18 protein-coding genes are annotated in these 22202 nt (G+C 64.3%); 10 read left to right on the plus strand and 8 right to left on the minus strand.

All coding sequences use genetic code 11. From position 1 onward, the window contains the following. Window positions 1–221 precede the first annotated feature (221 nt). Both ACIPUD_RS16390 and ACIPUD_RS16395 read left to right on the plus strand, forming a co-directional pair. Window positions 222–3401, plus strand: coding sequence for an efflux RND transporter permease subunit (locus ACIPUD_RS16390; protein ID WP_204510633.1), 3180 nt, complete (start codon window positions 222–224; stop codon window positions 3399–3401). Beyond that, window positions 3388–4590 (plus strand): efflux RND transporter periplasmic adaptor subunit, encoded by a 1203-nt coding sequence (locus ACIPUD_RS16395; RefSeq protein ID WP_446481154.1) that lies wholly within the window; start codon window positions 3388–3390, stop codon window positions 4588–4590. The genes ACIPUD_RS16390 and ACIPUD_RS16395 overlap by 14 nt, the downstream gene beginning before the upstream one ends. Before the next feature lie 108 nt (window positions 4591–4698). On the opposite strand, the gene ACIPUD_RS16400 is transcribed toward ACIPUD_RS16395, so the two are convergent. Both ACIPUD_RS16400 and ACIPUD_RS16405 read right to left on the minus strand, forming a co-directional pair. Then, on the minus strand, window positions 4699–6216 hold the full coding sequence (locus tag ACIPUD_RS16400; RefSeq protein ID WP_446481155.1) for an acetyl-CoA acetyltransferase: 1518 nt from the start codon (window positions 6214–6216) through the stop codon (window positions 4699–4701). A 115-nt stretch (window positions 6217–6331) separates the two neighbouring features. Continuing rightward, complete coding sequence (locus tag ACIPUD_RS16405; RefSeq protein WP_446481156.1) at window positions 6332–7465, minus strand: nitronate monooxygenase; 1134 nt, start codon at window positions 7463–7465, stop codon at window positions 6332–6334. Between the two features lie 303 nt (window positions 7466–7768). On the opposite strand from ACIPUD_RS16405, the gene yghU reads away from it, so the two are divergent. Further along, window positions 7769–8650 (plus strand): glutathione-dependent disulfide-bond oxidoreductase, encoded by an 882-nt coding sequence (gene yghU, locus ACIPUD_RS16410; RefSeq protein WP_085362319.1) that lies wholly within the window; start codon window positions 7769–7771, stop codon window positions 8648–8650. A 50-nt stretch (window positions 8651–8700) separates the two neighbouring features. On the opposite strand, the gene ACIPUD_RS16415 is transcribed toward yghU, so the two are convergent. From ACIPUD_RS16415 to ACIPUD_RS16425, 3 genes are all read right to left on the minus strand, one after another. Beyond that, window positions 8701–9978 carry an acyl-CoA dehydrogenase family protein gene (locus ACIPUD_RS16415; protein WP_018456976.1) on the minus strand — a complete coding sequence of 426 codons (1278 nt, stop codon included), beginning with the start codon at window positions 9976–9978 and terminating at the stop codon, window positions 8701–8703. A 273-nt stretch (window positions 9979–10251) separates the two neighbouring features. Then, entirely contained in the window at window positions 10252–10632 is a 381-nt protein-coding gene (locus ACIPUD_RS16420; RefSeq protein ID WP_007593712.1) for a VOC family protein, read from the minus strand. Between the two features lie 25 nt (window positions 10633–10657). Continuing rightward, window positions 10658–11437, minus strand: coding sequence for an SDR family NAD(P)-dependent oxidoreductase (locus ACIPUD_RS16425; RefSeq protein WP_446481157.1), 780 nt, complete (start codon window positions 11435–11437; stop codon window positions 10658–10660). Between the two features lie 165 nt (window positions 11438–11602). Between ACIPUD_RS16425 and ACIPUD_RS16430 the strand changes: the two genes are divergently transcribed. The 3 genes from ACIPUD_RS16430 to ACIPUD_RS16440 are packed head-to-tail and all read left to right on the plus strand — an operon-like array spanning window position 11603 to window position 13754. Then, window positions 11603–12391 (plus strand): enoyl-CoA hydratase/isomerase, encoded by a 789-nt coding sequence (locus ACIPUD_RS16430; protein WP_026233276.1) that lies wholly within the window; start codon window positions 11603–11605, stop codon window positions 12389–12391. Beyond that, complete coding sequence (locus ACIPUD_RS16435) at window positions 12388–13374, plus strand: phosphotransferase family protein (protein WP_446481158.1); 987 nt, start codon at window positions 12388–12390, stop codon at window positions 13372–13374. The genes ACIPUD_RS16430 and ACIPUD_RS16435 overlap by 4 nt, the downstream gene beginning before the upstream one ends. Before the next feature lie 2 nt (window positions 13375–13376). Continuing rightward, a complete protein-coding gene (locus tag ACIPUD_RS16440) occupies window positions 13377–13754 on the plus strand; it encodes a DUF6285 domain-containing protein (RefSeq protein WP_446481159.1) in 378 nt (125 codons plus the stop codon). Between the two features lie 146 nt (window positions 13755–13900). Here ACIPUD_RS16440 and ACIPUD_RS16445 read toward each other — a convergent pair whose 3' ends face one another. Beyond that, complete coding sequence (locus tag ACIPUD_RS16445; RefSeq protein ID WP_085352188.1) at window positions 13901–14680, minus strand: enoyl-CoA hydratase-related protein; 780 nt, start codon at window positions 14678–14680, stop codon at window positions 13901–13903. A gap of 210 nt (window positions 14681–14890) precedes the next feature. Between ACIPUD_RS16445 and ACIPUD_RS16450 the strand changes: the two genes are divergently transcribed. Beyond that, window positions 14891–16165 (plus strand): acyl-CoA dehydrogenase family protein, encoded by a 1275-nt coding sequence (locus ACIPUD_RS16450; RefSeq protein WP_018456970.1) that lies wholly within the window; start codon window positions 14891–14893, stop codon window positions 16163–16165. Window positions 16166–16333: 168 nt separating this feature from the next. Here ACIPUD_RS16450 and ACIPUD_RS16455 read toward each other — a convergent pair whose 3' ends face one another. Both ACIPUD_RS16455 and ACIPUD_RS16460 read right to left on the minus strand, forming a co-directional pair. Continuing rightward, window positions 16334–17914, minus strand: a complete 1581-nt coding sequence (locus tag ACIPUD_RS16455; RefSeq protein ID WP_026233274.1) for a fatty acid--CoA ligase — start codon at window positions 17912–17914, stop codon at window positions 16334–16336. A gap of 228 nt (window positions 17915–18142) precedes the next feature. Then, a complete protein-coding gene (locus ACIPUD_RS16460) occupies window positions 18143–19015 on the minus strand; it encodes an SDR family oxidoreductase (RefSeq protein ID WP_018456968.1) in 873 nt (290 codons plus the stop codon). A gap of 116 nt (window positions 19016–19131) precedes the next feature. On the opposite strand from ACIPUD_RS16460, the gene ACIPUD_RS16465 reads away from it, so the two are divergent. The 3 genes from ACIPUD_RS16465 to ACIPUD_RS16475 all read left to right on the plus strand — a co-directional run bounded on the left by ACIPUD_RS16465 (window position 19132) and on the right by ACIPUD_RS16475 (window position 22190). After that, entirely contained in the window at window positions 19132–19941 is an 810-nt protein-coding gene (locus ACIPUD_RS16465; RefSeq protein ID WP_446481160.1) for a crotonase/enoyl-CoA hydratase family protein, read from the plus strand. Window positions 19942–20069: 128 nt separating this feature from the next. Further along, window positions 20070–21614, plus strand: a complete 1545-nt coding sequence (locus ACIPUD_RS16470; RefSeq protein WP_018456966.1) for an acyl-CoA synthetase — start codon at window positions 20070–20072, stop codon at window positions 21612–21614. Window positions 21615–21785: 171 nt separating this feature from the next. Next, window positions 21786–22190 carry a YccF domain-containing protein gene (locus ACIPUD_RS16475; RefSeq protein ID WP_018456965.1) on the plus strand — a complete coding sequence of 135 codons (405 nt, stop codon included), beginning with the start codon at window positions 21786–21788 and terminating at the stop codon, window positions 22188–22190. Window positions 22191–22202 lie beyond the last annotated feature (12 nt).

A 22202-nucleotide genomic window follows, 5' to 3' on the forward strand; every position in this document is an offset into this window, starting at 1 on the left:
GCGGCGTCCTCGGGCGCCGCTTTTTTTTATGGATGGACCGCGGCATCTGTCATCTTTCGGGGCGCGAGGTGCATATCTGGAATGCTATTTCGCAGTGCGATAGCAGGGAATTGACCGCTCGTGACGCAGGGCCGTTGGCCATTTGGGCGGTCTTCAGGTAAATCAACCGAGAAACCCGCGGGGGCGGTGTTTCCTGTCCCTGATCTGGAATTGCCCAACGAATGATTGCTCTGGTCCGTATTGCCCTGAGCCGGCCCTACACATTTGTCGTGCTCGCGCTCCTGCTCCTGATCATCGGACCGCTGGCGGCGCTGCGGACGCCGACCGACATCTTCCCGGACATCCGCATCCCTGTGATCGGCGTGGTCTGGCAATACACCGGCCTGCCGCCCGATCAGATGTCGGGCCGCATCACCACGCCGTTCCAGCGCGCGCTGACGACAACGGTCAACGACATCGAGCACATCACCGCCAATTCCTATAATGGCTTTGGCATCATCAAGATCTTCTTCCAGCCGAACGTCGACATCCGCACCGCCAACGCGCAGGTCACCGCGATCTCGCAGACGCTGATCAAGCAGATGCCGCCGGGCGCGACGCCGCCTCTGATCCTGAACTACTCCGCCTCCACCGTGCCGATCGTCCAGGTGGCGCTGTCGGGTGACGGGCTGACCGAGCAGAACCTCGCCGATATCGGCATCAACCAGCTCCGTACGCCGCTGGTCACCGTGCCTGGCGCCGCGATCCCGTACCCATTCGGCGGCAAGCAGCGCCAGGTCCAGATCGATCTCGACCCGACCGCGCTCCAGGCCCGCGGCCTGTCCGGCCAGGACGTCGCCAACGCGCTCGCGGCCCAGAACCTGATCACGCCGGTCGGCACCCAGAAGATCGGGCAGTTCGAATACATCATCCAGCTCAACAACTCGCCGCTGAAGATCGAGGAGCTCGGCAATCTGCCGATCAAGACCGTCAACGGCGCGATGGTCTATGTGCGCGACGTCGCGACCGTCAGGGACGGCAACCCGCCGCAGACCAACATCGTCCATGTCGACGGCAACCGCTCGGTGCTGATGATGGTGCTGAAGGCGGGCGCGACCTCGACGCTCGACATCATCGCGGGCATCAAGCAGAAGGTGATCGACGTCAAGGACCAGCTGCCGGACGCGCTCAAGATCGGCTTCATCGGCGATCAGTCGGTGTTCGTCCGCGGCGCCATCGAAGGCGTCGCGTTCGAGGGCGTGATCGCGGCGCTGCTCACCAGCGTCATGATCCTGCTGTTCCTCGGCAGCTGGCGCTCGACTGTGATCATTGCGGTCTCGATCCCGCTCTCGGTGCTCGGCGCCATCATCATGCTGTCGGCGATCGGGGAGACGCTGAACATCATGACGCTCGGCGGCCTGGCGCTCGCGGTCGGCATCCTCGTCGACGATGCCACGGTCACCATCGAGAACATCAACTACCATCTGGAGCAGGGCAAGCCGGTCGAGCAGTCGATCCTCGACGGCGCCAACCAGATCGTGACGCCGGCCTTCGTCTCGCTGCTCTGCATCTGCATCGTGTTCGTGCCGATGTTCTTCCTCACCGGCGTGGCGCGCTTCCTGTTCGTGCCGATGGCGGAAGCGGTGATGTTCGCGATGATCTGGTCGTTCCTGCTGTCGCGCACGCTGGTGCCGACCATGGCGAACTATTTATTGCAGGCGCATGTCCATCACGAGAACGGTCCGCCGAAGTCGCGCAATCCACTGGTCTGGTTCCAGCGCGGTTTCGAGGCTCGCTTCGAGCGCATTCGCGGCGGCTACCACAATTTCCTCGGGCTCGCGCTCGCGCACCGTCCGGTGTTCGTGATCGGCTTCCTCTGCGTGGTCGGCGCGTCCTTCGCGCTGGTCCCGTTCCTCGGACGCAACTTCTTCCCCGCGGTCGATGCCGGCAACATCCTGATGCACGTCCGCACCCAGGTCGGCACCCGCGTCGAGGAGACAGCGAACCAGCTCGCCGACGTGCAGAAGGCGATCCGCAAGCTGATCCCGGGTGAGATCGAAACGCTGACCGACAACATCGGCATGCCGATCTCCGGCATCAACATGACCTACAACAACACCGGCGTGATCGGCCCGCAGGATGGCGACATCCAGATCAAGCTGAAGGAAGGCCACAAGCCGACCGAAGAGCATGTGCGCGTGCTGCGTGAGCAATTGCCGCGGCTGTTCCCCGGCGTCAGCTTTGCCTTCCTGCCGGCCGACATCGTCAGCCAGATCCTGAACTTCGGCGCGCCGGCGCCGATCGACCTGCAGATCCGCGGCGCCAATATCAGCGCCAACTTCGTTTATGCCAACAATCTGCTGGCCAAGGTTCGCAGGATTCCCGGCGTCGCCGATGCGCGCATCCAGCAGTCACCGAACAATCCGACCTTCAATATCGATGTCGACCGCACCCGCGCGCAGTATGTCGGGCTGACCGAGCGTGACGTCACCAACAGTCTCGTGGTCAACCTTGCCGGCTCCTCGCAGGTGGCGCCGACCTACTACCTTAATCCGGACAACGGCGTATCCTATTCGATCGTGATGCAGACGCCGCAATACCAGATGGATTCGCTCAGCGCGCTTCAGACGTTGCCGATCACGGCGGCCGGCAATTCGCAGTCGCCGATCCTCGGCGGCATCGCCGATATCAAGCGATCGACTTCGAGCGCGGTGGTCTCGCAATACGACATCCAGTCGATGGTGCAGATCTTCGCCACGACCTCGGGCCGCGATCTCGGTGCGGTCGCGACCGACATCCGCCAGGTGATCGCCGACACCGCCAAGGAGGTGCCGAAAGGCTCTTCCGTGGTGCTGCTCGGCCAGGTGCAGACCATGAACAGCGCCTTCACCGGCTTGTTGTTCGGCCTGCTCGGCGCGGTCGTCCTGATCTATTTCCTGATCGTCGTGAACTTCCAGTCCTGGTCCGATCCCTTCGTGATCATCACGGCGTTGCCCGCAGCACTCGCCGGCATCGTCTGGATGCTGTTCGCCACCGAGACGACGCTGTCGGTGCCGGCGCTGACCGGCGCGATCATGTGCATGGGCGTTGCCACCGCCAACAGCGTGCTCGTGATCTCGTTCGCCCGCGAGCGCTACGAAGAGCTCGGCGATCCCATCGCCGCGGCGCTCGAAGCCGGCTTCGTCCGGTTCCGCCCGGTGCTGATGACCGCGCTCGCCATGATCATCGGCATGGCGCCCATGGCGCTGGGGCTCGGCGAGGGCGGCGAGCAGAATGCGCCGCTCGGCCGTGCCGTGATCGGCGGCCTGATCTTTGCAACCTTCGCCACGCTGATGTTCGTTCCCGTGGTGTTCAGTATGGTACACAAGAAGCAAGGCGCCAAAGGCGCCGCCTCCCTGGAGCCCCCGCATGTCGCCCACTGAACCCCGCTCCCCGGTGTCGCACCGGAAACTGGGCATTTTCGGCGTGGTGGCGCTAATCGCGGCCGGCTTGGTCGTGGGCACCGGCATCCGCGCCCGCGAGGAGCAGGGCTCCAAATTGAAGGCATGGACCGATGATCAGGCTGTTCCCAGCGTCGCGGTGACGCTGCCTAATGCCAAGGCTCTCAATGCGACCATCGACTTGCCGGGCCGTCTCGAAGCCTATTATCGCGCGCCGATCTTTGCCCGTGTTCCCGGCTATCTCAAAAGCTGGAGCGCTGACATCGGTGCGCGGGTGAAGGCCGGTCAGGTGATCGCCGAGATCGAGGCGCCCGACCTCGACCAGCAACTGCTTCAGGCCCGCGCCGACCTCGCCAGCCAGCAGTCCAGCGCCAGGCTGTCGGAAGCCACCCTCAACCGCCGCAAGACGCTGGTCGCCTCCAACTTCGTCTCCGCGCAGGAGATCGACGAGCGTACCGCCGATCTCTCCAACAAGAACGCGGCGGTTCGCTCGGGCCAGGCCAACGTCGAGCGCCTCGAAGCGCTGGCCGGTTACAAGAAGATCACCGCTCCGTTTGACGGTGTGGTCACGGCGCGCGACACCGACGTCGGTGCGCTGATCAATTCAGGCGGCGGCTCGGGCCCGGCAATGTTCGTGGTCTCCGACGTCACCAAGCTGCGCGTCTACATCAACGTGCCCCAGAACTACGTGCCCGCGATCAAGATCGGCGCCAAGGCCGCCATCGTGCTGCCGGAGTATCCGAACCGGACCTTCCAGGCGACGGTGGAGGCCTCCTCGCAGGCGGTTGACGTCGCCTCCGGCACGACGCGCATGCAGCTCGGTCTCGACAATTCCTCAGGCGAGCTGATGCCCGGCGGCTATGCTAGCGTGAAGCTCAGCCTGCAGCGCGACGCCGCGCCGCTCAGCATTCCCGCCAGTGCGCTGATCTTCAACGGCAGCGGCCTGCGCGTCGCAACCGTCGGTCCGGACGACAAGGTCCTGTTCAAGCCCGTGACCATCGCCCGCGATCTTGGCAAGGAGATCGAGCTCGCCTCGGGAATTGCAGCGGATGACCGCGTCATCACGGCACCACCGGACGGCCTCTCCGACGGCGACCAGGTCCGCGTGACCGGCGCCGGCGCCAAGGGCAAGCCCGCGACGGCGTCGGAGAAGCAGGCGCCGAAGGGGTAGCCTCGGTTTCGTAGGGTGGGCAAAGCGAAGCGTGCCCACCATCTCTCTGCGATCCTAAAAAAGATTGGTGGGCACGGCGCAAGAGCGCCTTTGCCCACCCTACGAGAGCTACGCCACCCTCCATTCCGGCACGCCATCTACCGTCATCGTGATCTCGCCGAGCGAACCCACCGGCGTGCGATCCATGTCGAGCAGATGCGCCAGCGTTGCCGCATCGCTCGCGGGAATCCGCGCCAGCGTGCGCCTATCGTTTTCCGTCCGCAGCATCACCACGCCATGCTCGACCTCGCCGGCCCGGCCGTAGAGCACCGTAAAGCTCTCGACCTTGCCGTCGCCCGAGACATCCGTGACGAACTCCGGCACCGCGCGCTTGTTGCCGTCCGCCGCCGCCTGCACGCTGGTCTCCTGTGCCAATGCTTCGCGCGGCGGCACCTTCGACACCACCAGCGCATGATGCTTGGTGACGAAACCGCCCTGGCCGTAGAGCAGGCCGAGCTTTGCGCCGTCGCGCACGCGCCGCACCATCGCGCAGGCCGCGTGCGTCATGTAGGTGTTGAGCGGCGCGCCGAAGAAGGTGAGGCCGCCAGTCACGGTCGGCTGCACGTCCGCGCCTAGGCCCAGCGTCCGCCGCGCCATCTTGGGCACGCACGGGAAACAGCTATAGAGCTCGATCGCGTCGAACTTCCTGCCGTCGCCGCCGGCGAGATCCATCACGGCCTTCAAAACGGCGTTCTGCGGATGGCTCTCGTAAAACTGGTCGCGCAAGAGATAGTCGCGCGGCTCCTCGGCCGAGGCGCCGCCGAGCGGATAGACCAGTCTGTCATCGGCGATGCCGGCCGCACGCGCTTTGGCGAGGCTGGTCAGCAGCAGCGCACCGCCCATGTTGACGCTCGGGTTGGCAACCATGAGCTTGTTGTAGGGCCAGGCGATCAGGCGGTTGTCCGCCGTCGGTGTCGTGATCTCCTCCGGCGCATAGCGCCGCTTCAGCCAGGCATTTGGGTTTTGCGCGGCAGCTTCCGAATAGCGCGACCACAGCACGCCTGACTCTGCCATAGCCTCGCGCGGCGTCTGTCCCCAATGGGCGGACGATGCCGCTTCGTAGAACGGATAGACGGTGACGGGGCGGAACACGCCGAGCTTCACGGCCAGCGGCTTCTGGAACGCCGCGCCGCGCTTCGGCTCCTCGACGTCGTGGGCGAACGGGGTCCATGGCAGCTTTGCCCCGGCGCGCTCCGCCTTGGTCGCCGTCGACTGTGCCTCCGCGCCGCAAACCGCGGCGACGCTGCATTCGCCGCGCGCAATGCGCTTTGCTGCCTCGTGGATGTAGCGGATCGGGCTCTCGCCGCCGACCGGGCCGTAATAGCAATGCGAAGGCGTGATGCCGAGCCGTTGCGCCAGCAGCTTCTCCGGATCGCGATAGCGCCAGCTCAGGAAGTTGACGATATCGAGCGATTGCACCTCGTCGAGCAGCTTTGCGCCGGCATCTGCTTCCGCGCGCCGCAGCGCCTGTTCGAGCAGGTCGAGCGGCTCGAGGCCATCGGTGACCTCCTTGGGACGGTCGACGATCTCGCCGACGCCGACGATGACGGGGATGCGGTCTTCGGGGGTATGCTTCTTATCTGTCATGCTTCAATTCACGATGTCAGTTTTTTGTCATTGCGCGCGTAGCGAAGCAATCAGGGTCTTTCCGCGATGGTAGTCTGGATTGCTTCGCTGCGCTCGCAATGACGGTGTGTGGCAATCACTCCGCCACCAGCGCATTCATGTGCTCGACGGCTTCGGCAAACTCTTCCTTGAACTCCTGCACCACCGCACCGGCCGACTTCACGCTGTCGATCAGCCCGACGCCCTGGCCGACGAAGTAACTCACGAGATCGCGCGCCTTGGCGTCGCCGCCCGCCGCGGCGCGGTCGATCGAGTTGAAGGCGTCGCGGCTGACGATACTTTGCAGCGGCATCGGCAATGCGCCGGGGCTCTCGGCTGCGCGGTCCCAGGCGTCGGTCCAGACCGAACGAAGTTGCCGTGCCGGCTTTCCAGTGCGGCCCTTAGAGCGCACCGCATCGCGCGACGATGCCGCGATCATCTTCTCGCGAAAGATCTCCGTGGTCTCGGACTCGACGGTCGCAAGCCACACCGAGCCGGTCCAGGCGCCCGCGGCACCCATCGCCATGCAGGCCGCCATCTGTCGTCCCGTCATGATGCCGCCGGCCGCCAGCACCGGCACGTCGCGGATATTCTTGATCGCCTTGATCACCTCGGGCACCAGCACCATGGTCGAGACCTCGCCGCAATGGCCGCCAGCTTCGGTGCCCTGGACCACGAGGATATCGACGCCGGCCGCGACCTGGCGCAGCGCGTGCTCCTTGGCGCCGACCAGGGCCGCGACCGGCACGCCGTGCTTCCTGCCCATCTCGATCATGGCCTTCGGCGGCACGCCGAGCGCATTGGCGATCAGGCGGATCGGGTGGTTGAACGAGACCTCCAGCAGCTCCAGCGCCGTCCTGCCATCGAACGGCTGCGGCTGGTTGTCGGCGACCTCGGTGGTCGTGAGTTCGATGTCGTATTTCTTCAGGAGATTGCGCGTGTAGTTGCGGTGCTCCTGTGGCACGCGCGCCTCAAGGCTCTTCCAGGTGACGTCCTTCTCGCCCGCAGTCGAGATGTTTTCGGGGATCAGCACGTCGACGCCGTAAGGCTTGCCGTCAACGTGCTTGTCGATCCATCTCAGCTCGCGTTCGAGCGTATCCGGCGTGTGCACGGTCGCACCTAACACGCCAAACCCACCGGCGCGGCTGACAGCCGCGACGACATCGCGGCAATGGCTGAAGGCGAGCAGCGGGAAATCGATGCCCAGCATGTCGCAGATCGGCGATTTCATCGTTCTCTCCCGGCGGCCTCGCGTTGCTGTTGTCGCAATCTTGAGCGAAGGCTCATCGACGCTAGACCATCGTCTTGCGCTATGCCAATCCGGATTTGGCGGCGCATCTTGCGTGCACACGCCGTGTTGCGCGAAGCCGTACGCCCGGCTCGACAGATGCGGCTTCTCGTGATGGCCGTCCTCGGCAACGTCGGACGCATGACGCGGTCGCGAGGCCCGCGCCGGACGCAGGGCCGGCAGGGCTTGCCATCCGCCGTCCGCGGGCTAATTAATGCAGACGCATCTTTTTGCCGGAGCCCTCGCATGACCGACACCCCCGCCTACGTGCCGCCCAAGGTCTGGACCTGGAACAAGGAGAACGGCGGACAGTTCGCCAGCATCAACCGCCCGATCGCCGGTCCCACCCATGACAAGGAGCTGCCGGTCGGCAAGCATCCCTTCCAGCTCTATTCGCTGGCGACGCCGAACGGCGTCAAGGTCACCGTGATGCTGGAGGAGCTTCTGGCGCTCGGCCACAAGGGCGCGGAATACGACGCTTGGCTGATCAGAATCGGTAACGGCGACCAGTTCGGCAGCGGCTTTGTCGACATCAATCCGAATTCCAAGATCCCGGCGCTGATGGACCGCTCCGGCCCGGAGCCGATCCGGGTGTTCGAGTCCGGCTCTATCCTGTTCTACCTCGCCGAAAAGTTCGGCGCCTTCCTGCCGAAGGACATCAAGAGCCGCACTGAAGCGATGTCGTGGCTGTTCTGGCAGATGGGCAGCGCGCCCTATCTCGGCGGCGGCTTCGGCCATTTCTACGCTTACGCGCCGACCAAGATCGAATATGCCATCGACCGTTTCGCGATGGAAACCAAGCGCCAGCTCGACGTGCTCGACCGCCGGCTCGCCGACAACGAATATCTCGCCGGCAGCGAATACACCATCGCCGACATGGCGGTGTGGCCCTGGTACGGCGCGCTCGCCAAGGGGCTGGTCTACGGCGCCGGCGAATTCCTGTCCGTGCAGGACTACAAGCACGTGCAGCGCTGGACCGACCAGATCGCCAAGCGCCCGGCCGTCAAGCGCGGCCGCATGGTCAACCGTGTCTCCGGAGATCCCGCCAGCCAGCTTCACGAGCGGCACGACGCTAGCGATTTCGAGACCAAGACGCAGGACAAGATCGGCGAGGTGGCCGCGTCGTAGTCCCTCATGCCAACCTTCTCCCCGCAAGCGGGGAGAAGGGGAGAAGGACCTCACGCCATGCTCAGCTCGTGGCGTCCCACTACCATCCAGTGCACCTCGTCCGGACCGTCCGCGAAGCGCAGATGGCGCACGTCCTGGTACATTTCGGCGAGAGGGGTCCAGTGCGAGATGCCGGTGGCGCCGTGCATCTGGATCGACTGGTCGATGATCTTGCAGGCGCGCTCCGGCACCATGGCTTTGACCATGGAGACCCAGACGCGGGCCTCCTTGTTGCCGAGCACGTCCATGGCCTTGGCGGCCTTCAGCACCATCAGCCGCATCGCCTCGATCTCGCAGCGCGCCTGCGCGATGATCTGCATGTTGCCGCCGAGATGGGCGATCTTCTTGCCGAAGGCCTCGCGGGTGAGGCCACGCTGCACCATCAAATCGAGCGCCTTCTCGGCCTTGCCGATGGTGCGCATGCAGTGATGGATGCGGCCCGGGCCTAGCCGAAGCTGCGAGATCTCGAAGCCGCGGCCTTCGCCGAGCAGAATGTTCTCCTTGGGCACGCGCACGTTGTTGAAGCGCATGTGCATATGGCCGCGCGGCGCGTGATCCTGGCCGAACACGTACATGGGGCCGAGCACCTCGACGCCCGGCGTGTCGCGCGGCACCAGGATCTGCGACTGCTGCTTGCTCGGCGCCGCATCCGGGTTGGTCTTCACCATCACGATGAGGATCTTGCAGCGGGGATCGCCGACGCCGGAGATGTAGTACTTCTCGCCGTTGATGACCCATTCGTCGCCGACGAGCTTTGCGCTCGTCGAGATGTTCTTGGCATCGGAGGAGGCGACGTTCGGCTCGGTCATGACATAGGCCGAGCGGATCTCGCCGTTCATCAGCGGCTTCAGCCACTTCTCCTTCTGCTCCTTGGTGCCGACGCGCTCCAGCACCTCCATGTTGCCGGTATCAGGCGCCGAGCAGTTCATGCTCTCGGAGGCCAGCGGACTTTTGCCGAGCTCGGATGCGATATAGGCGTAGTCGAGATTCTTCAGGCCCTGGCCGGTCTCGTCGTCGGGCAGGAAGAAGTTCCAGAGGCCTTCCTGCTTGGCCTTGTTCTTGGCCTTCTCCAGCACCTCGAGCTGCTTCGGCGTGAAGCTCCAGCGATCCTCTTTGCCTTCGCCGGCCTTGGCGAATTCGGTCGACATCGGCTCGACGGTGTCGCGGATGAACTTCCTGACGTGATCGTAGAGCGGCCGGACCTGGTCCGACATCCTGAGGTCGTTGAGCTCGTCGCCGGGATTGAGGGTGTAGTTGGTGGTGCGGGGAATATAGGTGTGTTTTGTCATTGTTCCTCCCGGGGTCGCTGAGATCGCGTTGCGCCGGAGAATAGTCGCAGCGTCGCCAAAGTGCGAGCGCGCATTTTTTCCAACGCGAGCCATGCCATGCGATGGAATATCGCGGACGTTTGAAATGTTGTTTGAATGGGCGGCATTCTCGCTGTCATCGCCCGACTTGATCGGGCGATCCAGTACTCCGAGGCGTATGTGATCTATCGAGAAGCTGCGGCGTACTGGATGCCCCGGTCAAGCCGGGGCATGACAGCGGTGGTTGCGGCCGGCCTAGCTTGCCATCCGGTGCATCGCGCAGATCTTGTTGCCGTCGAGGTCACGCAAATAGGCAATATAGAGGTTGACGCCCGGGCCTTGACGGATACCAGGAGGATCTTCGCAAGGAACGCCGCCGGCGGCGATGCCGGCCGTATGCCATGCATTGACCTGTTCCGGCGAGTTGGCGGCAAAGCCGATGGTGCCGCCATTCGCAGGCGTCGCCGCTTCGCCGTTGATCGGCTTTGTGACCGAGAACACGCCGGTCTTGGTAATGTAGAAGATGCGATGGCCGTCGACCCGCGCCGGCCGCACCTCGAGCGTGGACAGCAAATTGTCGTAGAAGGCCTTGGCCTTGTCGAGGTCGTTGGTGCCGATCATGACGTGTGAAAACATGTGCCCGTTCCCCTCATTATGAAAATCAAAACGCCGTATAACCGCCGTCGATCACGAACGTATCCGCCGTGTGGTACGACGAGGCCTTGCTCATCAGATACACCGCGATGCCGCCGAAGTCGCTGGCCTCGCCGAAGCGCCGCACCGGAATTCGCGGCATCACGTTGGCGACGAATTTCTCGTTGGCCATCAGGCCCGAGGTCATGTCGCTCTTGATCCAGCCCGGCAGGATCGCGTTCGCGGTGACGCCGTGACGCGCCAGCTCGACGCCGAGCGCACGCACCAGCGCGTTGATCGCGGCCTTGGTCGCGGCATAGTGCTCGTTGCGCGCGGTGCCGAAGATCGAGGCGAGGCTCGAAGTCGCCACCAGCCGGCCGAAGCGATCGCCGGCCTCGGCGCGCGCGGTCATGTGTTTTGCGGCAGCCTGGAACGCGTGGAACACGCCGTCGAGATTGGTCGCAAACATCGTGCGCCATTCTTCCTGGGTGCGTTCGATAAAGGAGCGCCGGCCGCCGCCGCCGATGCCGGCATTGGCGAAGCAGCCGTCGACCCGGCCGAATGTGTCGAGCGTGGCCTTCATCGCGGCATTGACCGAGGCCGGGTCGGTGACGTCGCAGACCCGCGTGTCGACCTTGCCTGATAGCCCGGCCAGGCTCGCGGCAGCGGCCTTGTTCTTGTCAGCATTCCGGCCCCAGATCGAGACGTTGCAGCCCTGGCCGGCGAGCGCCTGCGCGATGCCCAGCCCGATGCCGCCATTGCCGCCGGTGATCACGGCGACGCGTTCCGAAAGGTCGAAAAGGTTCATGGCGCGTTTCCTGTTTTTGCTTCGTGCGCATCAGCCGCTGCGCGCAAGATTGCTTGCTATGCTCCGATCACCATGGACAAGACCGCGCCAAAAATCAAATATGCGCCCCGGCAAAAGCAATTCCGGTCTGCGAAACTGGTGCAGGCCGCAACTCACGAGGAAACCATGCAGTTCAAACACGTCACGCTCGATCTCGATGGTTCGGTCGCGATCCTCAAGCTCGACCATCAGGAGGTGATGAACGCGGTCTCCGTGGACATGCTGGGCGGTCTCTCAGAAGCGCTCGACACGATCGAGGAGAAGAAGGACGAGGTGCGCTGCGTGGTGCTGACGGGCGCAGGGCGGGCGTTCTGCACCGGGGCGAATCTCCAGGGCCGCAACAACCAGTCGAAGAAGACCAAGGCCGGCCTGACGCTCGAGACCGGCTTCCATCCCTTCCTGCGCCGCATCCGCAATCTGCATTGCCCGATCGTGACCGCGGTCAACGGCCCGGCGGCCGGCGCCGGCATGAGCTTCGCGCTGCTCGGCGACATGATCCTGTGCGCGCGCTCGTCCTATTTCCTGCAAGCGTTCCGCCGCATCGGTCTGGTGCCGGATTGCGGCTCGACCTGGCTCTTGCCGCGGCTGATCGGCAAGGCACGCTCGATCGAATTGTCGTTGATGGGCGAGCGGCTCCCGGCCGATAAGGCGCTGGAATGGGGCCTTGTGAATCGCGTCTATGATGACGGCGTGCTGATGGAGGAGGCGATGAAGCTTGCGCGCGACCTCGCCAGCGGCCCGACGGTCGCGCTGTCGCTGATCCGCAAGCTGTACTGGGACAGCCCGGAGAATTCCTTCGAGGATCAGCTCAATCTCGAATTTCAGTGCCAGCTCCATGCCGGCGACACGGATGATTTCCGCGAAGGTGTTGGCGCCTTCCTGGAGAAGCGTCCGGCGCAGTTCAAGGGCAAATGATCGAGGCTGAGCTTTCCCGCAGCGTTGCGCGCTGGTGCGAGGGGGCGACCGGCGTGACCGGCGCGGCCAAGCTGTCCGGCGGCGCCAGCCAGGAGACCTGGCGCTTCGACATCGTGCATCCCGACGGGCCGATCGGTGCGATCCTGCGCCGCTCGCCGAAGGGGTATGGCGCGGCGCCGACGCGCGCGGCAGGTCTCGGCGCGGAAGCGCAGCTGATGCAGCTTGCCTATGAGGCCGGCGTGCCGTCGCCGCGCGTGATGCATGTGCTCCCGCCGGACGACGATCTCGGCACCGGCTTCATCATGCAGCGGGTCGAGGGCGAAACCATCGCGCGCAAGATTCTGCGCGACGACGAGTTTGCGGCGGCGCGGCCGCGTCTCGCACGGCAGATCGGCGGCGTGCTCGCGAAGCTGCACGGGCTACCGCGGGACAAATTGCCCGAGCTGCGCAGCCGGTCCGCGACGGAGGAGATCTCTGAGTTCGAACGCGATTATCGCAGCCTGGACTGGCCCAAACCCGTCTTCGAGCTGGCGCTGCGCTGGCTCCGCGACCACGATCCGGGCCCTTCGGCCGAGACGACGCTGGTGCATGGCGATTTCCGCAACGGCAATCTCATCATTGGCGCCGACGGCGTGCGCGCGGTGCTGGACTGGGAGCTCGCCCATCTCGGCGATCCCATGGAGGATCTCGGCTGGGTTTGCGTCAACTCCTGGCGCTTTGGCGAGATCGACAAGCCGGTCGGCGGCTTTGGCTCGCGTGAGGAGCTGTTCGCCGGCTATGAGGCGGCTGGGCGGAAGGTCGATCCATCGCGTGTCAAATTCTGGGAAGTGATGGGCACGCTGCGCTGGGGCATCATGTGCGGCGGCATGATGCAGCGCTTTCGCGAAAGTCCGGACCATTCGATGGAACGCGCCATGATCGGCCGTCGCGCTTCCGAGACCGAGATCGATCTGTTGCGGCTGCTGGCGCCGCGGGGGAGTTGACCATGCAGGACGAGCCGACCCCGATCGAGCTGACGAAGTCGGTCGCCGATTTCCTCCGCAACGACATCGCGCCGCTGGTCTCCGGCCACCAGGCCTTCAAGCTGCGCGTGGCCATCAACATCCTCGATCTCGTGACAAGGCAGTTGACGCGGGAGGAGGGGAGCGACGCCGCGGAGGTGGAGCGGCTGCGTGCTCTGCTCGGCATGGACGGCTCGGTGACCGATCTCAACCGCACGCTGGCCGAGCGCATCGCCAAGGGCGAGGTCGATCTAGCGACGCCCGGCCTTGCCGAGCATCTGTGGCAAACGACCATGGACAAGCTTGCGGTGGACCAGCCGAATTACGCGTCGTACAAACGCGAACTCTCGCGAAGCGGGTAGGCGGTACTACACTCTCTGCTGTCATCGCCCGCGAAGGCGGGCAATCCAGTATTCCAGAGGCGGCATTGATTGAGCCGAGAAGCCGCGGCGTACTGGATGCCCCGGTCCAGCCGGGGCATGACGGCGGTGATGAGCCGAGCGACCCTTCACTTCCCCACCCATTTCGGCGGCCGCTTCTCCGCAAACGCCTTCGGACCCTCGATGTAGTCCTGGGACGCAACCATCGCCTTCACGGCCGGATATTCCCGCTGCTCCTCGATCGCCTGCTCCAGCGACACGCCGAGGCCCTTCTGGATCGCCTGCTTTGACGCGCGGATCGACATCGGCGAATTCTTGGTGATCATCTCGGCCCAGCGCAGCGCGGCCGTGAGCGCTTCGCCCTGCGGCACCACCTCGTTGACGAATCCGAGTTCGAGACCCTCCTTGGCGCTGACATGACGCGCGGTGAGGATCATGCCCATGGCGCGCTTCAGCCCGATCTGGCGCGGCAGCCGGTGCAGGCCTCCGGCGAGTGCGGCCAGCCCGACGCGCGGCTCGGGCAAGGCGAAGGTCGCGTTCTCCGAGGCGATGATCAGGTCGCAGGCCAGCGCAATCTCGAAACCGCCGCCCATCGCCACGCCATTGACCGCGGCGATGATCGGCTTGTCGCAGTCGAAGCGCGCGGTGAGGCCGGCGAAGCCGCCCTTGTCCCAGCCCCGCTTGCCGCCGGCGGCCTGCCATTTCAGATCGTTGCCGGCGCAGAACGCCTTGTCGCCGCTACCGGTGACGATCGCGATCCACTGCTCGGGATCGGCGGAGAAATCGTCAAACACCTTGTTGAGCTCGAAATGCGCGTCGGTGTGCAGCGCGTTGTAGACCTCGGGCCGCGACAGCGTGACGATCGTGATCGGCCCCTTGCGTTCCACCTTGGAAAATTTCAGCTCCATCGTGCGCTCCCGCAGTTTCTCGTGAAGGAATATTGCCGGAATACTACCGCGCCTCCGCGCTGGAGCACCATCGAATTGCGCAATGCGCCTTGCGCATCTCACACGTCTCCCATTGCTTGACTTGGCGGCGCTCTTCTCACCTTAATCGTGCGAAGCAAAGCTGCGCCCAGCGCCTTAACGCAAAACGAAAAAATCATCCGGGAGAGAGCCGTGGATTTCTCGCTGCCTGCCGATCTCGTCGCCTATCTCACAGAGCTCGACCTTTTCATCGAACGCGAGATCAAGCCGCTGGAGGCGGTCGACGATAACATCCGCTTCTTCGATCACCGCCGCGAATGGGCGCGCACCGATTTCGAGAATGGCGGCCTGCCGCGCCACGAATGGGAGGCGCTGCTGCGCAAGGCCAAGGATCTCGCAGACGCCGCCGGTCATTTGCGTTTTGCGGTGCCGAAGCAATATGGCGGCAAGAATGGCTCCAACCTCTGGATGGCGGTCATCCGCGAGCACTTTGCCGCCAAGGGGCTCGGCCTGCACAACGACCTCCAGAACGAGCATTCCATCGTCGGCAACTTCCCCGTCGCCACCATGCTCGATCGCTACGGACGCGACGACCAGAAGGCGATGATCGACGGCTCGATCAAGGGCAAGTACCGCATCACCTTCGGCCTGACCGAGCCAAATCACGGCTCCGACGCCACCCATATGGAAGCGCGCGCGGTGCCCGCGACCCGTGACAACGTCAAGGGCTGGATCATCAACGGCGAGAAGATGTGGACGACCGGCATGCACGTCGCCACGCATTGCGCGCTGTTCGCGCGCACGTCAGGCAATGACGGCGATGCCCGCGGCATCACCTGCTTCCTGGTGCCGGCCACGAGCCATGGCGTGAAGATCGAAGAGTATATGTGGACCTTCAACATGCCGACCGATCATCCCCGCGTCAGCTTTACGGACGTGTTCGTGCCGGAGGATGCGCTGTTCGGCGAGGACGGTCGCGGCCTGTCGCTGGCGCAATGTTTTGTCCATCAAAACCGCATCCGGCAGGCAGCGAGTTCGTTGGGGGCAGCGGTCTACTGCATCAACGAGAGCGTGAAGTATGCGCGCGAGCGAAAACCGTTCGGCAAGGCGCTGGCCGAGAACCAGGCGATCCAATTCCCGCTGGTCGAGCTTGCGACGCAGGCCGAGATGCTGCGCCTGTTGATCCGCAAGACCGCCTGGGAAATGGACAAGCTCACCGAGGAGCAGATCGAGCGCACGCTCTCCGACCGCGTCTCGATGTGCAACTACTGGGCAAACCGCCTGTGTTGCGAGTCTGCCGACCGCGCCATGCAGGTTCACGGCGGCATGGGCTATTCACGCCACAAGCCGTTCGAGCACATTTACCGCCATCACCGCCGCTATCGCATCACCGAGGGCAGCGAGGAGATCCAGATCCGCAAGGTAGCGGGATTTTTGTTCGGCTATATGGGGCCGGGGAAGCATTGAGGGATTGTTGCGCGCAGTCTCTCCCCGGAGTCGTCCCGGCGAAGGCCGGGACCCATTACCCCACGGAGAAGTCGTTGCGCGAGACGGCAACTCCGAGTTTTCGCAAAACCCAATCCTGTGGCTATGGGTCCCGGCCTTCGCCCGGACGACGATGTGGCTGGAGTGGTGCTAATTCACCCTTCTATCCTTCCCCGCCCAATACGGCTCCCGCAACTGCCGTCGCAAAATCTTGCCTGAGGGATTGCGCGGCAGCGCCGGCAAAAACTCCACGCTCTTCGGCGTCTTGAAGCCGGCGATGCGCTCGCGCGTGAAGTTGATGATGTCGGTGGCGGTCGCCTGCTTGCCGGGCTTCATCACCACAACGGCCTTCACCGCCTCGCCCCATTTGTCGTCGGGTATGCCGATCACGGCAGCTTCCGCGACGTCGGGATGATCGCACAGCGCGCTCTCGACCTCGGCCGGGTAGATGTTTTCGCCCCCGGAGATGATCATGTCCTTGATGCGGTCGTGGATGTAGAGATAACCGTCTTCGTCCATGTAGCCGGCATCACCCGTGCGCAGCCAGCCGTCGCCGCGCAGCGTCGCGGCGGTCGCTTCCGGCAGGTTCCAGTAGCCGGCCATGTTGGAGCCCGAGCGCGTCGCGATCTCGCCGACCTCGCGCGGCGGCAGCGGCTTGCCGTCAACGTCTAGGATCGCGATCTCGACGCCCGGCAGCGCCTTGCCGGCCGAGCGCATCCGCTCCAAGCCCTCGATATGATCCTCCGGCGGCAGCGCGACGATGGTGCCGGTGGTCTCGGTCATGCCGTACATTTGCACGAACCCGCATTTGAAGATCTCGATGCATTCTTTCAGCAGCGCCGCCGGTATCGGCGAGGCGCCGTACAGCATGTATTTCAACCGGGAGAAATCGATTGTCTTCGCGCGCGGCTGCCGCACCACGAACTGCATCGCCGCCGGCACCATGAACAGCTTTGTGATGCCGGACTGCTCGAAGAAATCCAGCACCTTGGTCGGATCGAACTCGCGCGCGATCACGCCGCGGGCGCCGTGGTAGAGCCCCATCACGCCCCAGCCGGAGCCGCCGATATGGAAGATCGGCATCGCGACCAGCGACACGTCGTCGGTCGACCATCGGTTCCACTCCGGCTTGTCCTCGGCATTGCCTGTTTGCACCAGGTTGAGGAAGTTCGCATGCGACAGCATCGCGCCCTTCGGCTTGCCTGTCGTACCCGAGGTATAGAGCTGGATCGCGATGTCCTTAGTGTCGATCGGCACCTTGGGATCGTCGCCACTCTGTGCATCGCGCCAAGCTGTAAAATCCTGCCATTCCGGCGCGCCGCCTTCGGTGGTGATGACGCTGCGCACGCCCGGCAACTGGTCCTTGATCTGGCGGACCTGGGTGATGAACTCAGGTCCCACGAACAGCACCGGCGCTTTGCAGTCGCTCACGATGAAGGCGACCTCGGGGCCCGCGAGCCGCCAGTTCACCGGCGCCATCACCACGCCGGCCTTCATGGCACCCATCAGCAGCTCGAAATAGTTGTCGCTGTTCTTGCCGAGATAGGCGATGCGCTCGCCCTTGTTCACACCCATCGCGATCAGCGCATTGGCGACGCGATTCGTCTTGATGTCGAACTCGGCGAAGCTGGTGACACGACCTTCGAACTCGAAGGCGATGGCATTGCCGCGGCTCTTGGCGCGCTCGCGCACCATGTCGGCGAGGTCAGCCAATGGCTGTGTGGTGGACATGTCTCTCCCGTGACGTCTTGTTCTTATGCCGCGGAGTGTGGCGTCATCCGCGGGCGAAGACAAGATGGGAGAGGGTACGCCATGGCTTCAGCGTCGTCGTCTTGGCGAAAGCCAGGACCCATAGCCACAAAACGCAATTCGGCGAAGACTGGCCATGGCCAATCTTCGCCAAAGAACATTCGGTGATAATGGGTCCTGGCTTTCGCCAGGACGACTACGGAGAGAGCCTCAGCCCCGCTTCGCACGGTCCTTTTCATTCTGCGCCATGATGCTCTCGCGTGCGGTTTTCCAGTCGTCGTCGCTCCAGTCGCGGAGCTGGTAGAAATTGCCGCCCATCGCGAGCGCCTGCGCGCCGTCCATGGCGATGGTCTCGCCGCTGATCCAGTCGCAACCGCCGGAGATCAGGAACACGGCGACGTTCTGCAATTCCTCCATGGTGCCGACGCGGCCCATCGGGTTCATCGCCTTGGTGCGCGCGCCGGCTTCGTCACCGGGCTTGATGCGCTTGCTCATGCCCTCGGTCGGGATCTCACCCGGCGCGATCGTGTTCAGCCGGATGCCGTAGCGGCCCCATTCGGTGGCGAGCGACATCGTCATGGCATGGATCGCCGACTTGCTCATCGCCGACGGCACCACGTAAGGCGATCCGTTGCGTACCCAGGTCGTGGTGATCGAGACGACGTTGCCGGGCTGCTTCAACGCGATCCAGCGCTTGCCGACCGCCTGCGTCACGTAGAACGTGCCGTGCATGACGATGTTGGCGACGGCGTCAAAGCCGCGCGGCGACAGCTCCTCGCTGCGCGAGATGAAATTGCCGGCGGCGTTGTTGATGAGGTCGGTGAGGGGGCCGTCGCGAAAGATGGTCTCGATCATCTCCTCGACCGCGAGCGCGTTGCGGATGTCGACGCCGTGGCTGGTGACGCGGCCGCCATGCTCGGCCATCAGCTCGGTCGCGGTCTCGTCGCAGACGATCTTGCGCCGGCCGCAGATGTGGACTTCCGCGCCGAGCTGGAGAAAGCGCGCCGCCATCGACTTGCCGAGCCCGGTGCCGCCGCCGGTCACGAGGATGCGCCGCCCCGCCAGAAGATTTTCCTTGAACATGGCTGTTTCCCCCGTCGCGATTGTCGGTTAATTGATCGATTGACTAAATCCGGCCGCCGGCTTCCTGTAAAGCGGCACCGAACAAGAACAGCCGGGAACCAGGGGAGAATTCATCCATGGAAGAGCGCGTCTCGATCTCGATCTCGGAAGGCGTCGCCGACGTGCGGCTGGTGCGCGCGGACAAGATGAATGCGCTGGATCAGGCCATGTTCGAGGCCCTTGTGGCCGCAACGGATCGGCTTTCGAAGGAAAAAGGCGTGCGCGTCGTGGTGCTGTCCGGCGAGGGCCGCGCCTTCTGTGCCGGTCTCGACATGGGGCGTTTTGCCGCCATGAAGGAAAAGGGGGGCAGTGGAATTCCGGGTGGCGAAAATCGCGACCTCACCAAACGCACGCACGGCCAGGCGAATTTTGCGCAACAGGCCGTGTGGGGCTGGCGCCAGCTTCCGGTCCCCGTGATCGCGGCGATCCAGGGCGTCGCCTTCGGCGGCGGCTTCCAGCTCGCACTCGGCGCCGACATGCGCTTCCTCACGCCCGATGCGCGAATGTCGGTGATGGAAATCAAATGGGGTCTGGTACCCGACATGGCGGGCACGCCGATCCTGGCTTCGCTCGTGCGCGACGACATCTTGCGCGATCTCACCTACACCGGCCGCATCTTCTCCGCGCAGGAGGCGATGGCTTACGGTCTCGCCACGCGCATCTGCGACGACCCGCGCGCTGCCGCGCTCGACGTCGCGCGCGAGATCGCGGGAAAAAGCCCCGATGCGATCCGCGCCGCGAAACGCATGCTCAACAATCTCTCGGTCGATCCGGGCCCCGCGCTACTCGCCGAGTCCGTCGAGCAGCAGAAGTTGATCGGCAGCGCGAACCAGACCGAGGCGGTGCGTGCCAATCTGGAGAAGCGCGCGCCGAAGTTTGCGGATTAGCGCAGACCTCATCCCGAGGAGCCGCGAAGCGGCGTCTCGAGGGATGGGCCACGGGCTCTCATGGTTCGAGACGGCGCCTTGCGCCTCCTCACCATGAGGGGCAACTTCAACAACAAAGAAAAACAACAATGAGCGAAACCTCAAATTTCCTCGGCATCGTCTCCGGCGGGCGCAGCCGCTCCCATGCCGAGGTCGCTGATCGTGCCGACCGCATCGCGAGCGGTCTCAGCCAGATCGGCGTCAGGCAGGGCGATTGCGTCTGCATGCTGATGCGCAACGACATCGCCTTCATCGAAGCCGCCTATGCCGCCATGCGGCTGGGCGCCTACGGCGTGCCGATCAACTGGCACTTCAAGCCGGAGGAGATCAACTACATCCTGAACGACACCGGCACCTCCGTGCTGATCGGCCATGCCGACATGCTGCATGCCTTGCGCGATGCGATTCCCCAAGGCGTCACCGTGCTCAGCGTGCCGACGCCCCCGGAGATCCTGTCCAGCTACAAGATCGATCCCGATCATCTGAAGACGCCGGACTTCGCGATCGATTTCGAATCCTGGCTCGCAGAGCACCAGCCCTATGACGGCCCGGTCGGGCCGCAGCCCATGAACATGATCTACACCTCGGGCACGACAGGCCACCCCAAGGGCGTACGGCGCAACGCGCCGACGCCGGAGCAGGCGGCTGCCGGCGAGCGCATGCGCGCGATGATCTACGGGCTCAAGCCCGGCGCCCGCACGATCCTGCCGGGCCCGCTCTATCACTCCGCGCCGAACTCGTTCGGCATTCGCGCGGGAAAACTCGGCGGCGCACTGGTGCTGATTCCCCGCTTCGAGCCCGAGGAATTTCTCGAGCTGATCGAGCGCTACAAGATCGACACCATCTTCATGGTGCCGACCATGTTCATCCGCCTGATGAAGCTGCCGGAGGAGGTGCGCAAGCAATACGACGTCTCCTCGCTCCGCCACATCATTCACGCCGCAGCACCCTGTCCGGCGGACGTCAAGCGCGCCATGATCGAATGGTGGGGGCCGGTGATCTATGAATTCTACGGCTCGACCGAATCCAGCGCCGTCACCTTCGCGACCTCCGAGGACGCGCTGAGGAAGCCCGGCACCGTCGGCAGGATTTCGCCCGGCGCCGAGCTGCGCTTCATCGGTGAGGACGGACGCGTGCTGGGTGTAGGCGAGATCGGCGAGATCTACTCGCGCATGGCCGGGATGGCCGATTTCACCTACCACAACAAGCCGGAGAAGCGCGCCGAAATCGATCGCGACGGCTTCATCACCTCCGGCGACGTCGGCTATATCGACGAAGAGGGCTACGTCTTCATCTGCGACCGCAAGCGCGACATGGTGATCTCGGGCGGCGTCAACATCTATCCGGCCGAGATCGAGTCCGTGCTGCACGCGGTGCCCGGCGTGCATGATTGCGCGGTGTTCGGCATCCCCGATGCCGAGTTCGGCGAAGCGCTGATGGCGGTGGTCGAGCCGCAAGCCGGCGTTACGCTGGATGCCGCCGAAATCCGCACCCGCCTGAAGGCCTCGCTTGCCGACTACAAGGTCCCAAAGCACATCGAGATCCGCACCGGGCTGCCGCGCGAAGACTCCGGCAAGATCTTCAAGCGGCGCCTGCGCGATCCCTATTGGGAGCAGGCGGGGCGGAAGATCTAGCGGTGCGTAGCCCTGGTGAGCGAAGCGATACCCGGGATAACAACCAGTAAGACCCGGATGTCGCTTCGCTCATCCGGGCTACACGAGCACGCGAATACGTGAGCGGCTTTATCGATCGCAACCTCGCGCATCGTGCTATACTCACGGGATCATTGACCTTCGGATCATCCCATGGCTCCCGTTTCCATCCTGCTAAACCTGCTCTGGATTCTCATTGGCGGCGCCTGGATGGCGCTCGGCTGGCTGGTCGCTGCGGTCATCATGGCGGTCACCATCATCGGCCTGCCCTGGGCGCGGGCGGCGTTCAATATCGCCGTCTACACGCTGATGCCGTTCGGCTCGCGGGCGGTCAGCCGCTATGAGGTCACCGGTGTCGAGGATGTCGGCACCGGCCCGCTCGGGGTGATCGGCAACATCATCTGGTTCGTGCTCGCCGGCTGGTGGTTGGCGCTCGGCCACCTCTTCACCGCCGTGGCCCTCGCGATCACCATCATCGGCATTCCCTTCGCCTGGGCCCACCTCAAGCTCGCCGGCATCGCGCTCTGGCCGATCGGCAAGGTGATCGTGCCGGCTTAAGGCAAACTCGTA

This window comes from Bradyrhizobium sp. CAR08 (assembly GCF_052871955.1).

Coding starts and splice junctions, on each gene's coding strand:
- ACIPUD_RS16415 (WP_018456976.1), bottom strand. CDS start 9,978: ATGACAAAACACACCTATATTCCCCGCACCACCAACTACACCCTCAAT.
- ACIPUD_RS16425 (WP_446481157.1), bottom strand. CDS start 11,437: ATGAACCTTTTCGACCTTTCGGAACGCGTCGCCGTGATCACCGGCGGC.
- ACIPUD_RS16405 (WP_446481156.1), bottom strand. CDS start 7,465: ATGAAATCGCCGATCTGCGACATGCTGGGCATCGATTTCCCGCTGCTC.
- ACIPUD_RS16390 (WP_204510633.1), top strand. CDS start 222: ATGATTGCTCTGGTCCGTATTGCCCTGAGCCGGCCCTACACATTTGTC.
- yghU (WP_085362319.1), top strand. CDS start 7,769: ATGACCGACACCCCCGCCTACGTGCCGCCCAAGGTCTGGACCTGGAAC.
- ACIPUD_RS16395 (WP_446481154.1), top strand. CDS start 3,388: ATGTCGCCCACTGAACCCCGCTCCCCGGTGTCGCACCGGAAACTGGGC.
- ACIPUD_RS16445 (WP_085352188.1), bottom strand. CDS start 14,680: ATGGAGCTGAAATTTTCCAAGGTGGAACGCAAGGGGCCGATCACGATC.
- ACIPUD_RS16465 (WP_446481160.1), top strand. CDS start 19,132: ATGGAAGAGCGCGTCTCGATCTCGATCTCGGAAGGCGTCGCCGACGTG.
- ACIPUD_RS16435 (WP_446481158.1), top strand. CDS start 12,388: ATGATCGAGGCTGAGCTTTCCCGCAGCGTTGCGCGCTGGTGCGAGGGG.
- ACIPUD_RS16475 (WP_018456965.1), top strand. CDS start 21,786: ATGGCTCCCGTTTCCATCCTGCTAAACCTGCTCTGGATTCTCATTGGC.
- ACIPUD_RS16440 (WP_446481159.1), top strand. CDS start 13,377: ATGCAGGACGAGCCGACCCCGATCGAGCTGACGAAGTCGGTCGCCGAT.
- ACIPUD_RS16400 (WP_446481155.1), bottom strand. CDS start 6,216: ATGACAGATAAGAAGCATACCCCCGAAGACCGCATCCCCGTCATCGTC.
- ACIPUD_RS16420 (WP_007593712.1), bottom strand. CDS start 10,632: ATGTTTTCACACGTCATGATCGGCACCAACGACCTCGACAAGGCCAAG.
- ACIPUD_RS16455 (WP_026233274.1), bottom strand. CDS start 17,914: ATGTCCACCACACAGCCATTGGCTGACCTCGCCGACATGGTGCGCGAG.
- ACIPUD_RS16430 (WP_026233276.1), top strand. CDS start 11,603: ATGCAGTTCAAACACGTCACGCTCGATCTCGATGGTTCGGTCGCGATC.
- ACIPUD_RS16460 (WP_018456968.1), bottom strand. CDS start 19,015: ATGTTCAAGGAAAATCTTCTGGCGGGGCGGCGCATCCTCGTGACCGGC.
- ACIPUD_RS16470 (WP_018456966.1), top strand. CDS start 20,070: ATGAGCGAAACCTCAAATTTCCTCGGCATCGTCTCCGGCGGGCGCAGC.